We start from the raw sequence: 12,973 nt of genomic DNA, 5'->3' as shown, positions 1-12,973 counted from the left end.
GAGTGAATCCTGATTCAAAGGTTGCGTGAGATAGGTGTCAGGTTATCCTTAAATAAGGGTAAGGTTTTAGTGTCTCGCGATAATTGTTCTTCCTTACTATTCCAGCTTTCTAGTAATTTGTGAAATTGTGTAGCATTTACGGGTTTTGAGAAATAGTATCCCTGACCGTAATCACAGCCAGCATCAGCAAGAATTCTTTTTTGAGTTTCTGTTTCTATGCCTTCAGCGATGACTTTACAGCCAAGTTTATGCGCCATCATTATAATAGCTTCTACTAACGCTATATCATCCGACTCTTCAGTTAAATTTTGGATGAAGGATTTGTCTATTTTTAAGTAATCGATATCAAATTTCTTGAGATAAGATAACGATGAATAACCCGTTCCAAAGTCATCAATAGCGACTTCAATATTAAGATCTTTAAGTTGATGAAGGTTTTTTCTAACCGATGCACTGGTCTCCATTAAAACGCCCTCAGTAATCTCAAGTACTAGATTTCTGCCCGTTAATCCGTATGCATGTAATTGATTAAACCAGCTAGAGATATTCATGCCATTTTTACGGTATTGCAGCGGTGAGGTGTTAATGCTCATTTGGAAGTTTTTATTGTTTTTTACAACCTCAACAGTTTCAATGATGGCCTCTAGGAATACCCATTCACCAATATCGTTGATAAGCCCGATTTCTTCAGCAAGCGGAATAAACCTTTCAGGTGAAACGAAGCCGCGCGCTGGGTGTTTCCATCGAATCAACGCCTCAGCTTTAGAAATTGTATTATTATCGAGATTAACAATCGGTTGATAATGAAGCTCAAACTGCTGCCTGTCTAATGCCACTTTTAGATCATTGATCAGGCTATTCTTATTGAGTAAGTCTGACTGCATAGAGTGATCGAAGTATGAATAGCAGTTTCTGCCTTTCTTCTTCGAGTGGTACATTGCCTGGTCACTGTAGATGACTAATTGCTCTGCATTATTCGCATCATTGGGATAACTTGTTATGCCAATACTGGTTGTAATGTTGATTTGATTGTCTTGAATAGTAAATGGCTTGCTCAGACTGGTTCTGATATTGCTGGCTATATTTTCAATTTTATCCACATCGGTGATACCTGGTAGGATAACCATAAATTCGTCACCACCTAATCTTGCATTAGTATCACCATCTCTGATGCAGGTGTTTATTCGCGAAGCAGTTTCTACCAGTAATTTATCTCCCATGGCGTGTCCTAAAGAATCATTAACTTCTTTAAATAAGTCCAGATCAAGGAAGAACAGGGTAAATTCTTGTTTACTTTTAATGTATGACTCAAGAATGTTATAAAATTTTCTTCGATTAGCCAGCCCCGTCAAATGATCAATTTCAGATTGGGTTTTAATGAGTTCCTGGCTTTTTTTAAGTTTGTATTGGGAGTGCCTTAAACTAACTAACCATGCAAGTAGCAAAAACAAGATGCCTAACAGTATTGAGCCGATAGAGACAGCGGTTTTAATCGTAACCTGGGGCAGTATATCCATGCCAAACCAGTATTCTTTAATCGCCGCACGGTCATTTCTTGATATTGACGAGAGTGCTTTATTTATCGCGCTCGCTAAGATAGGTTTGTTTTTATTGATGCCAACACTATGGTCGCTTGAGTATTCAGTTTCACCTGAGAAAGATAAGTCCTGTAGTCCAAGTTTTTTTATTTCATAGCTCGCGGTGACTGCATTACCAACGTAAGCATCGGCCTGTCCTGTAGAAACAAGGCTAAGTGCCATTGCCGTGTTTTTTACGAGAATTAAATCAATATCTGAATACTTCTTACTAATTTCTCCTGAAGCATAAGAGCCATTCTCGATGGCTATTGTTTTACCTCTTAAATTATCAAGAGAGCCGATGTAACCGTTTTTAATGCCATTGTTAATAATAATGGTTGGGTTATGTACAAAAGGTGGAGTAAAGGTTAAATAATCTGAGCGCTCTCTGGTTTCTACCAAAGCGGATACCATATCGACTTGTCCAGCTTTTGCCAATTGCATGGTTTTAGCCCATGGAGCATCTTTGTAAATATCAAATGTTATATTTAAGCGATGCTCGAGGATCCTCATATAGTCAGCTGAGAAGCCAATGTAATTTCCATCAGCAGTGATTGATCCGAAAGGAGGGAATGCTCTGTCTATACCTAATTTAATAACAGGGTTTTCTGTTAAATACTCTTTTTCCTCGTTAGTTAATTTAAGGGAGTAATTGTCATTGTAGATAACAGAATTTATTTGTGTTTTGACGCTTTCGGTGGTGATAACTTTTGGGACTATAGGTGAGCCTAGATAAACCGCAAGTAGTGTTAAAATCAACACGGCAAGTGCAAATATATAAGATATGATTGGCTTTTGAGTCATGCAAATACTGTTACGTCGGCTTATTTTTTAATTTCTATTTATTATGAGAGAATGACGTAAAAACACCATTATTTATCATATGATTGTACTAGAAGAAAACCTAACACCAACTTAACAAAATCTTAATAAATCGATATTTCATTCTTATGTTTAAAGGACAGCATCTATATATCAAAAAAGCTTCCGGATCTTATACGCATCACGGTTTAGGTATCGGTGACGATAAAGTGATTCATTATTCTGGATTAGCAAATGATTTGACTGTGCCTGGTGTCATTGAGGAAATAACGATAGAAGAGTTTTCGCAAAATAAAGATATTCATATCAAACCCCATTTGGATAGAAAGTATCTAGTAGATGAGGCAATTATTCGCGCTTCTTTAAGATTAGGCGAATCTCAATATCATATCTTACACAATAACTGTGAACACTTTGTTGAGTGGTGTATTTCAGGTAGGCATAAGAGCAGTCAGTCACAGCGCGGGAAGTTGATTTATTCTGCAGGTATTGGTGCGCGAGCGTTGATTGGGGTAAAGAATCCGATTGGTTTTGTTGCCGGGGCTGCTGCAGGATATGTCTATATTCATCGGCAAGGTATGAAAAAATTGCCTGACTTTGAGCATTTGGAAAAAGAATTTCTAAGAATTAGCGATGAAACCAACAATAACGTTATTGCGTTACCGTATGTAGATTAATAAAATTTTATGGATTGGGTTATTCCAATGCAAAAAAATACACCCCACTATTTATATGATTTTAATTGCAACGTTCATGCAAAAAAAACCGCTATAAGTAGGGGGGTGTATTTAAAAATAAATGGATGAGTTAATAAATTAACATATCCATTTGTTAGTTATTATTTAAGCGTGATCGTGTCCACACCCGCCTGGAGCGTGTGGGTGACCATGTGCAATTTCTTCTTCAGTCGCATCACGTATGTCTAAAACAGCAACATCAAAGTGCAATGTTTCGCCTGCTAATGGATGATTCGCATCAATTTTTACCATATCGCCTTCTACATCAGCAATAGTGATGATTTGAGTGCCTTGAGCTGTTTGTGCATGAAATTGTGCGCCAGCAACTAGATTTTCATCTTCGATGCCTTCAAACATTGTGCGTGGAACAGCTTCAGTCAAGTTAGGGTCGCGTTCACCGTAAGCGTCTTCAGGTGCAACAATAAGATTAAAGCTATCGTTTACCTCTTTGTTTTCTAAAGCTTTTTCTAGGCCTTTAATGATTCCGCCAGTGCCGTGCATATATAAAAAAGGTGATTCGTTGTCAGCTTTATCTAATATTGCTCCGTCGTCGTTTTTAAGTGTGTAAGTAAGTGAAGCAATTTTATTGTCGCTAATTTTCATGGTCGTTCCGCAGAGATTTTAAAGGGAACGAAGTCTGCCATAAATCCGTCTTAATTTATAGTGTTACGTGGTATCCTTTTATTTTTTTGAAGCACAGCTTGGGGATTTGTTTCAATGTCGTTTAGGCGCGCGCTTTATTCAGTCTTTTTATACCTGATTCTTCCGATTGTTATCCTAAGATTATTCTGGCGCAGTAGGTCCAATCCCGCCTACAGAAAACGTATTTCTGAACGTCTTGGTTTTGTCACTAATCAATCAGAATTGCCTGTTATTTGGTTGCATGCTGTATCAGTAGGTGAGTCGATAGCAGCAAAGCCGCTGATTGAGTTGCTGCTTGAAAAATACCCCACTCATCGACTATTGGTGACCACAACGACACCGACCGGTTCTGATCGTGTTATATCAATGTTTGCTAGTAGAGTGTCGCATGTTTACTTTCCTTATGATTTGCCCGACGCGGTTGCTCGATTTGTTCGCACAATGAAACCTGATTTATTGATTGTGATGGAAACTGAAATCTGGCCAAATTTATATGCAAAATGCCAGCAACGATCTATCCCGATTATTATTGCGAATGCACGCTTATCAGATCGATCTACCCAGTCTTATTCAAAAATCAGGGGATTGGTCGAAGAGACATTGTTAAGAGTACATACTATTGCAGTAAGAGCAGAAGCAGATGCACAAAGATTTAAAGCATTAGGCGCAAAACCAGAGCAGATAGAAGTTGTTGGAAACATAAAGTTCGATGTTCAGCTTAATCAGCAACAAATCAAAGCTGGAAAGGAGCGACAACAGTATTGGGGTGCTAATCGACCGGTATGGGTGGCAGCAAGCACTCATAAAGGTGAAGATGAGATAATTCTACGTATTCATCAGAGTTTGCTAAAAGATCTGCCAGAGTTATTGTTAATTATCGTCCCGAGGCACCCAGAGCGTTTTGACGATGTGGATCAACTCTGTATGAGTATTTTTGATAATAAAAACAGTTATATGCGTCATAGTTTGAAGAAAAGTTATGATGGTAATAATGTGAGTTTGATACTCGGAGATTCCATGGGTGAATTACAGTCCTGGTACGCTACGGCTGATGTTGTTTTTATCGGTGGAAGCCTGGTAAATACAGGAGGACATAACCCATTGGAAGCGACAGCATTGAATGTTCCTGTTGTGAGCGGCAAGCACATGTTTAATTTTGATGATATCTCGCATCAACTTGCGGATGAAGGTTTGATGACAGTCTGTGATACTGAAAGTGAGCTTACAGAAGAAGTACGTAAATGGTTGGATGAAAATTTATCAAATCAACAGAAAGTTGAATTTGTTCAAAAATCAGAGCAATTCATGCAGCAACACCGCGGTGTTACTGCAAGATTGGATCGGTTAATTTCTGCAGCTATTGATATGAAATAATTTTTGTAAGCATCATTTGAATATAAATTTTTGAATTATGTTTTACATATTCTTTTGAAGAATCTCTTCCATCTTTTTTAATTCTTCTGCATTTCTAGCATCTTCTTGCAAGCGCCTGGCAATTTTTTCTTCCATCAGCTCTTGTGGTGTTTTTAGAATTTTGTTTTCTTCATCTATTTTTGGTTTTCCGTCATCCATTTCTTCTAATGCCAGATCACCAAATGCCAGGTCTATAGCAGCTTGTTCTTCTTCAGTCGTGTCTTCATCGCTAGTCATATTAGAATAGGTACTGTCTTCTAAATTCAGCTTAACTTGTAAGTTGCTCGGTGAATCGGCATTTTTGAGTGCTTCTTCAAGAGATATAATGCCTTGTTTATGTAGTTTATAGATGTGGCTGTCGAAGGTTTGCATACCTAGTTCTTCCGACTTTTCCATGATCTCTTTAATCGCTGATACATCACCTTTCATGATTAAGTCACGAATGGTTTGAGTGCCGATTAAAATTTCAATAGCTGCAACCCGCTTACCATCAACAGTCGGAATTAATCGTTGTGAAATAAACGCTTGAATGTTTAAACCAATATCCATTAATAACTGGCTGTGACGTTCTTCAGGGAAGAAGTTGATAATTCTATCAAGTGCCTGATTCGCATTATTTGCATGTAAGGTCGATAGACATAAGTGACCTGTCTCAGCAAACGCTAGGGCATGTTCCATGGTTTCTTCAGTTCTAATCTCACCGATTAAGATAACATCAGGAGCCTGACGTAAAGTATTCTCGAGGGCATCTTCATAAGTATCTGTATCAACACCTACTTCTCGTTGGCTGACTAGAGACTTTTTATGGGGATGAACGTATTCAATCGGGTCTTCAATAGTAACAATATGACCTGCAGAATTAGAATTTCTATGATCAATTAGTGCGGCCAATGAAGTAGATTTACCTGAGCCTGTACCACCAACAAAGAGAATTAAGCCTCTCTTTTTCATGATTTGTTCTTTGAGTACTTGTGGGAGACCTAAATCATCTGCATTCGGAATTTCGACTTTAATATTACGAATAACCATCGCAAGATTTGTACGCTGTTTGAATATATTGATACGGAAGCGACCAATGTCTGGCTCATCCAGAGCGAGATTCATTTCAGGTTTATGCTCAAATTGATCCAGCTGTTCCTTATTCATTAGAAACTCTGCAATTTCATGGAGCTGTTCTGAAGTCATTCTTTCTCGACTTAAAGCTTTAAGCTCGCCATTAAATTTAGCAGAAGGTGGCGCATTAAATGTTAAGTAAAGATCTGAACCATCATTTTTGACAAGAATGCGGAGGTATTTTTTGAAGTCCATTTGCGGTACCCATTTATTATTAGAATTATTGAATAGAATATATCCCGATTTTAAAATATTCGCTTTGTATGGGTAAAGTGGATTCCGACTAGCTGTTAAATTAATTTCTCTTCAGAATTTTATATGCAGTAAAAACGGGTCGAGTGCAGGCGCATTTAAGGCTGACTATAAATTAAGTTTTTATAAAAAAAGGCTCCAAAGTAGGGGGGTGTGAATTTAATTTAGCTTTAAGCAGAGTGTTTGAAAAGGCTTTCGCAAAGTATTGTTGAGCTGTTTTCGAAAGATATCGTGAGTGACTTGAGAGTAGCTAATCCAAGTTCTCTTCTTAAGTGCTTCGTTTATGTATGTACTGCGAGAACCTGATCATGAATTCTCACAAAAAAGTATTAATTTTCAGACTTCTGGCCTGACAGGGTTATCAAAAGGTTTCTGGAACCGCCCATATTACGGTGTTCGCATAAGTAAATACCTTGCCAGATGCCGATATTGAGTCTGCCATTTGTAATAGGGATGTTTAGGCTGCTGCCGAGAATACTAGCCTTTAAGTGAGCAGGTAAGTCATCTGAACCCTCAAGCGTATGTTTGTAATACGGCTCATTCTCTGGGACTGCTTTATTGAAGTAGGATTCGAAATCCTGACGCACCGTTGGATCTGCATTTTCATTGATAGTTAATGATGCAGAAGTGTGCTTGATGAAAACATTCATTAAACCAACTTCAATGTCTTTTATTTCTATGAGTTTGTTTAGTATTTCATCGGTAATAATATGAAAACCGCGAGATTTTTGTTTTATTTGTATTTCTTTTTGTATCCACATGATTCTGGTTTTAAATATCTGATTTAGGGTACATTATCATATCGTTTTAATTGATTCCGTGATAATTTTATAAATCTGTTTATTCTTCGAGTTGAATTTATTTCATTGATTGTTGATGGTGAGAAATTGTTAAAGAATATTTTTTTGATGAAATGAGTGAATGATAATGAAGCACGTTATCTATCTGTTTTCATTGGATTAAACGTGAATATTTTGAATGACTAAAGTTATATTTTCTTTCTTGTTCGAAGTGTGAGTCCTCACTACTTTCATATTTATTTCATATTCGTTGTTTATGCTGAAATGTTTTGATTACGTATAAAGCAAAATGTTACAAATGGTTTTTGAACTTAGATGCCGTAGCGTAGTCTTTTTATTCAGGTTTTTTATTTTTTCTAAGGTATTAATCTTCAGATTCATTGTCCCTAATCATGGCTCAAACATTTAGCGTATAAAGTTGATAAGTGTTAGTATTACGCGGATAACTGGTCGATTTGTATTTAAAGGGTTTGTAAGTCGACGAATAAAGTTAATTTATTTAAAATAAAAGTATTAGATTATGGTTTTTTTGAAAGCCTTTTTTGGAGAGTGGTCATTGTTTGCTAAGAATAAATTGGGGTTTTGGGGCTTGTTAGGATCTAAGAAAAATGCCAGCTCTCTGGTGTTTGCTATTTCGTTATCAGTTGCATTTACTGCTCCCGCTGTTTACGCAGAAGAATCTGCTCAAATAAATTTGCGTGATGTGGAAATTCCTACGCTCATTGAAACAGTCTCTAGAATAACGGGTAAAAGTTTTATTATCGACCCAAGAGTCAAGGGAAGAGTCACGGTAATAACGAGCAGTGATATTGATAAGAATGAATTGTATGAAACATTTTTATCGATTCTTCAGGTTCATGGCTTTTCTGCGGTACCAGCAGGAGAAGGCAGTAATTTAGTGAAAGTTGTTCCGTCTAATCAGGCAAAGCAACAACCTGTGCCAGTGATTGGTGAAAAAGAGGAGCAAAGCAAAAAGAAAAGTTCACGTGATGCAGACGAATTAATTACCCGCGTTATTCGTGTTGAGCATGTGCCAGCTGCGATGTTGGTTCCAATTTTACGTCCTTTAGTTCCTAGTACTGGTCAACTTCAGGCCTACGGCCCAAGTAATACGATATTAATATCTGATAGAGCCGCAAATATTGAGCGTTTGATCAAAGTCATCAAACGCATGGATAGAGCAGATGATGAAGAATTAGAAGTTATACCATTAAAATTTGCTTCAGCAAAAGACCTCGCTGCGACGATTCAAACACTACAGCAATCAACAGTTAAAGGGGCTCCTACAAAAAACAAGATTTCAGCTGATGATAGAACCAATAGTCTGTTAATCAGTGGTGATAAGTCGTCTAGACAACAAGTTAGAAAAATTATTGCGAAGCTAGATACGAGTCAACCACTTCAAGAAAAGACCAAAGTAATCTATTTGAAGTATGCAAAAGCTGTTGATTTAGCAAAAGTTTTAACAGGTTTTTCTGCTGTGCAGAAAACAACAAAAGCGACGACAAAAGGCGCCGCTGGAACGCAAAAAGCTGATATAGATATCCAGGCTGATGAAGCATCAAACTCATTAATAATTACTGCCGAGCCAGATGTGCAAAGAAATCTAGCCAAAGTAATTAGCCGTTTAGATGTTAGACGAGCGCAGGTGATGGTTGAAGCTGTGATCGCAGAAGTTTCTGCAAGTTTATCGAAAACCTTAGGTGCAAACTTAGGTATCTCAAGTACTGAAGGAATCATTGGCGCGACGGGAACTGTTGCTGGTGTCAGTTCATTGCTGAGTATTTTTACAGCAGATTCTGATGATATAGCAACAGGCTTGTCTGGAGATGGCGGTACTCTCGGTCTAATTGATAATGTTGGTAGCAATAAATTTGGGCTGTTAGTCGAGGCCCTATCTGGAGACGGTGCGACCAATGTGCTCTCAACTCCTACGGTTTTGGCATTAGATAATGAAGAGGCCAGTATTGTTATTGGTGAAGAAGTACCTTTCGTAACGGGTAGTTACACGTCAACAGGTGATGGCACCAGTGTTTCAAACCCATTTCAAACGGTTGAAAGGGAAGATATTGGTATAACCCTAAAGATTAAACCGCAAATAAATGATGGTAGTAGTGTTCGTCTGGATATTGAACAAGAAGTGTCTAGCATATCTGCATCCTCTACAAGTGCGGAGGATAGAATTACGAATAAACGCTCAATTGCTACGAGTGTTATGGTTGAAGATGATCAGGTATTAGTTCTTGGTGGTTTGATGAGAGACCAATTTACTGATCAGGTGTCAAAGGTGCCTTTACTGGGTGATATCCCGGTTCTGGGTAAATTGTTTTCAAGTACAACGACTGAAAAGTCTAAGACAAATTTGATGGTTTTCATTCATCCTATGATAATGCGTGATGTCTTGAGCGGAGATCATTATACAAGGCAAAAGTACAACAAATTAAAACAAGCGCAAAAAGTATCTAATATCACGAACAGAGGGATACTTAAAGACAAGGCTTCTCAATTCCCTGCTGATTTACGCCGTGATCTTGCGACGAAATTAACACCTGCTCAGAAAAAGCAGATTATTATTCGTGAGCAACAACAGCGTGAACGTGAATATAAAAATAGAATTCAACAAGCAAAACTGGCTCAGCAAAAGCAGGCGGCAGCACTTCAGGCTAGAAGAAATGGGACTGCCACAACCACTCTTGCTAAGCCGCAACCTGTCGCTAATATGCAGATACCAGCTCGTCTTAAACAAGTAATGCCAGTAAAAAGGCGCTATCAGGAAGACGAACGTCCTAATCAATAGGCTTTGATACTATGAATAAACCTGTCGAATTTGAGGACCTGGAAGCACAAGGACAAGAAGAGGCTGAACAAGCTCTGGACTTTCCTTATAGCTTTGCAAAGAGAAATGGGGTTGTGCTTCAGCGTGGTGTCCGTGATGATGATGCTGAACTTACTGTTTACTATAAACAAGGCTTAACCCCTGTTATTGCGAGTGAAGTTAATCGTTTTTTAAATCAAAAAGTTGTTTTCAAAGAAATCGATAACGATGCGTTTGAACATATGTTAGCGCGTCAATATGATAATAGTGGTGCTGCTGGTGCAAGCGCCATGATGGAAGACTTTGGTGAAGGCTTTGATTTACATGATGTCGCTGATTCTTTGCCAGAGCCAGAAGACTTATTAGAGTCTGAAGACGATGCTCCTATTATTCGTTTGATCAATGCAATCTTGACGCAAGCCGTTAAAGAAAATGCTTCTGATATTCACATAGAAACCTTTGAAAATCGTATGATTGTTCGAATGCGTGTCGATGGGGTACTTCGAGAGATTTTAGAACCACCAAGAACATTGGCTGCATTGGTGATATCTCGTATCAAGGTAATGGCGAAGCTTGATATTGCTGAAAAGCGTATTCCTCAAGATGGTCGTATCTCTTTACGTGTCGCAGGTCGTGGTGTTGATGTTCGTGTTTCTACCTTACCTTCAGGGCACAATGAGCGCATCGTAATGCGTTTACTGGATAAGTCAGCGGGTAGATTGAATCTAGAACATCTGGGAATGGATCCTGCAACACATGAACGCTTGAAAGAATTAATCAAGAAGCCTCATGGAATCATTCTAGTAACAGGTCCAACAGGTTCAGGTAAGACTACTACATTATATGCCGCTTTAACGAATCTAAACGAAAGCACTCGAAATATTCTTACTGTAGAAGATCCGATTGAGTATTACATTGATGGGATAGGGCAAACCCAGGTAAATAATAAAGTCGATATGAGTTTTGCTCGTGGTTTAAGGGCAATATTACGACAAGATCCCGATGTAGTAATGATTGGTGAAATCCGAGATTTGGAAACCGCAGAAATTGCAGTGCAGGCGTCATTAACTGGGCATTTGGTTTTTTCTACATTACATACTAATACAGCGGTAGGCGCAGTAACACGTTTGCGAGATATGGGTGTGGAGCCTTTCTTACTTTCCTCAAGTTTAATCGGTGTTATTGCTCAAAGACTGGTTAGGTTATTATGTCAGGAGTGTCGAGAGCCATATATAGCTGATGCAGCACAATGTGATCTCATTCATGTAGATAGTAACAATCCACCAACGCTTTTCCGTCATAAAGGTTGTGCTGTATGTAACCACTCAGGTTATGTTGGCAGAAATGGTATTTATGAATTTGTAGAAATTGATAATACCACTCGTAATTTAATTCATGATGGCGCAAGTGAGCAAACTGTTGAGGAATATGTTCATCAGAATGTACCTACAATTAGACAAGATGGTGTTCGACTGGTTTTGGCAGGTAGAACTTCATTAGAAGAAGTTTTGCGTGTTACGCGTGAAGATCAGCCAAAACAAACTGATCAAACCAAACAGGCTTAAAAGTTTATAGCGTATGCCAGCATTTGAATACATCGCCCTTGATGCAAAAGGTCAAGAAGAAAAAGGGATGCTCGAGGCGGATAACGCCAAGCAAATAAGACAAATTCTACGTGATGGCAATCTCACTCCTTTAGAGGTTAATCAGGTAGAAAAATCTGAAAATAACAATAAAGTAAAAACCAGAAGAGCCGGTAAAGTAAAAGCGTCCGAACTTGCACTTTTAACGCGTCAGCTAGCTACGTTGGTGCAATCGGGTTCTCCGCTCGAAGAAGCTTTAGCGACTACTGCTAAGCAGAGTGAAAAACGAAATATTAAGCATATTCTATCAGCGGTTCGTTCAAAAGTTGTGGAAGGCTTTTCTTTTGCTGATGGCTTGAAAACATATCCCTCAGTATTTCCAGACATGTATCGAGCGACTGTTGCTGCAGGTGAACAATCAGGTCACTTGGATGCTGTGTTAGAGCGAATGGCAGATTACACAGAATCACGACAGGAAACTCAGCAGCGCATATCTACGGCAATGTTCTATCCTGTTATTTTAACTATTTTATCGGTAGCAATTGTTGCCGGACTTTTGGCGTTTATCGTTCCTAAAATCGTTGATGTGTTTGATAATGTGGGGCAAGAATTGCCTGCGATGACTCAGGTGCTTATAGCGATTAGTGATTTTGTAAGAGCCTATGGTATTTATATTGCCGTGTTGCTTGTGGTTCTATTTATCGTGTTTAAACAAATGATAAAAATCCCAAAATGGAAATACCGTTATCATTCATTTTTATTGAAAGTTCCTTTGATTAAAAAGATGGTAAGAGGCTTGAATACAGCTCGCTTTGCCAGAACCTTGAGTATTTTAGCGTCTAGTGGCGTTCCTATTCTTGATGCCATGTCTATTTCTGCCCAGGTTGTTCAAAATATGCCGATGCGACAGGCTGTAACAGATGCTGCGATCAAGGTTCGAGAAGGTATGACAATTAATCGTGCCCTCGAGCAATCTGGATATTTCCCACCTATGACTGTTTACCTTATTGCAAGTGGTGAGAGTAGTGGGCGCCTCGACGATATGCTGGAACGTGCAGCAATGCAGCAGGAAAGAGAAACTGATGCGATGTTGACCAATATGTTAGGCATATTTGAGCCTGTGCTTATTTTAGTCATGGGTGCTGTTGTGCTACTAATCGTTCTATCGATATTGTTGCCTATATTGAATTTGAACCAATTAGTATTGTAAATACCCTAA

9 protein-coding genes are annotated in these 12,973 nt (G+C 38.5%); 5 read left to right on the top strand and 4 right to left on the bottom strand.

The genetic code is table 11. From position 1 onward, the window contains the following. Nucleotides 1–14: 14 nt before the first annotated feature. Nucleotides 15–2,381: an EAL domain-containing protein gene (locus EV695_RS10720; protein WP_131905915.1), complete on the bottom strand. Its 2,367-nt coding sequence runs from the start codon at nucleotides 2,379–2,381 to the stop codon at nucleotides 15–17. Between the two features lie 146 nt (nucleotides 2,382–2,527). On the opposite strand from EV695_RS10720, the gene EV695_RS10715 reads away from it, so the two are divergent. Continuing rightward, the gene (locus tag EV695_RS10715; RefSeq protein ID WP_131905914.1) at nucleotides 2,528–3,076 is read left to right on the top strand and encodes a lecithin retinol acyltransferase family protein; all 549 of its coding nucleotides are present in this window, start codon (nucleotides 2,528–2,530) and stop codon (nucleotides 3,074–3,076) included. Between the two features lie 165 nt (nucleotides 3,077–3,241). Here the strand turns inward: EV695_RS10715 and EV695_RS10710 are convergent, their stop codons facing one another. After that, nucleotides 3,242–3,739 (bottom strand): FKBP-type peptidyl-prolyl cis-trans isomerase, encoded by a 498-nt coding sequence (locus EV695_RS10710; protein WP_131905913.1) that lies wholly within the window; start codon nucleotides 3,737–3,739, stop codon nucleotides 3,242–3,244. Between the two features lie 114 nt (nucleotides 3,740–3,853). On the opposite strand from EV695_RS10710, the gene waaA reads away from it, so the two are divergent. Next, complete coding sequence (gene waaA, locus EV695_RS10705; protein WP_131905912.1) at nucleotides 3,854–5,152, top strand: lipid IV(A) 3-deoxy-D-manno-octulosonic acid transferase; 1,299 nt, start codon at nucleotides 3,854–3,856, stop codon at nucleotides 5,150–5,152. Between the two features lie 42 nt (nucleotides 5,153–5,194). Here the strand turns inward: waaA and EV695_RS10700 are convergent, their stop codons facing one another. Then, a complete protein-coding gene (locus EV695_RS10700) occupies nucleotides 5,195–6,499 on the bottom strand; it encodes a PilT/PilU family type 4a pilus ATPase (RefSeq protein WP_131905911.1) in 1,305 nt (434 codons plus the stop codon). Between the two features lie 386 nt (nucleotides 6,500–6,885). Beyond that, a complete protein-coding gene (locus EV695_RS10695) occupies nucleotides 6,886–7,317 on the bottom strand; it encodes a secondary thiamine-phosphate synthase enzyme YjbQ (RefSeq protein ID WP_131905910.1) in 432 nt (143 codons plus the stop codon). Nucleotides 7,318–7,876: 559 nt separating this feature from the next. Here EV695_RS10695 and gspD point away from each other — a divergent pair. Genes gspD through gspF form a run of 3 tightly spaced genes read left to right on the top strand, consistent with a single transcriptional unit; the run spans nucleotide 7,877 to nucleotide 12,964 of the window. Next, nucleotides 7,877–10,153, top strand: coding sequence for a type II secretion system secretin GspD (gene gspD, locus EV695_RS10690; RefSeq protein ID WP_131905909.1), 2,277 nt, complete (start codon nucleotides 7,877–7,879; stop codon nucleotides 10,151–10,153). Between the two features lie 11 nt (nucleotides 10,154–10,164). After that, on the top strand, nucleotides 10,165–11,736 hold the full coding sequence (gene gspE / locus EV695_RS10685) for a type II secretion system ATPase GspE (protein ID WP_131905908.1): 1,572 nt from the start codon (nucleotides 10,165–10,167) through the stop codon (nucleotides 11,734–11,736). Between the two features lie 13 nt (nucleotides 11,737–11,749). Then, nucleotides 11,750–12,964, top strand: a complete 1,215-nt coding sequence (gene gspF / locus EV695_RS10680; protein ID WP_131905907.1) for a type II secretion system inner membrane protein GspF — start codon at nucleotides 11,750–11,752, stop codon at nucleotides 12,962–12,964. Nucleotides 12,965–12,973: the final 9 nt, after the last annotated feature.

The sequence above is a fragment of the Cocleimonas flava genome, assembly GCF_004339015.1.
GTDB classification, from domain to species: Bacteria; Pseudomonadota; Gammaproteobacteria; order Thiotrichales; family Thiotrichaceae; genus Cocleimonas; species Cocleimonas flava.
Note: the sequence above shows the minus strand (reverse complement) of the source record. Positions and strands in the feature narration are given on the sequence as shown.

Coding starts and splice junctions, on each gene's coding strand:
- EV695_RS10695 (WP_131905910.1), bottom strand. CDS start 7,317: ATGTGGATACAAAAAGAAATACAAATAAAACAAAAATCTCGCGGTTTT.
- EV695_RS10700 (WP_131905911.1), bottom strand. CDS start 6,499: ATGGACTTCAAAAAATACCTCCGCATTCTTGTCAAAAATGATGGTTCA.
- gspE (WP_131905908.1), top strand. CDS start 10,165: ATGAATAAACCTGTCGAATTTGAGGACCTGGAAGCACAAGGACAAGAA.
- gspD (WP_131905909.1), top strand. CDS start 7,877: ATGGTTTTTTTGAAAGCCTTTTTTGGAGAGTGGTCATTGTTTGCTAAG.
- gspF (WP_131905907.1), top strand. CDS start 11,750: ATGCCAGCATTTGAATACATCGCCCTTGATGCAAAAGGTCAAGAAGAA.
- EV695_RS10715 (WP_131905914.1), top strand. CDS start 2,528: ATGTTTAAAGGACAGCATCTATATATCAAAAAAGCTTCCGGATCTTAT.
- EV695_RS10720 (WP_131905915.1), bottom strand. CDS start 2,381: ATGACTCAAAAGCCAATCATATCTTATATATTTGCACTTGCCGTGTTG.
- EV695_RS10710 (WP_131905913.1), bottom strand. CDS start 3,739: ATGAAAATTAGCGACAATAAAATTGCTTCACTTACTTACACACTTAAA.
- waaA (WP_131905912.1), top strand. CDS start 3,854: ATGTCGTTTAGGCGCGCGCTTTATTCAGTCTTTTTATACCTGATTCTT.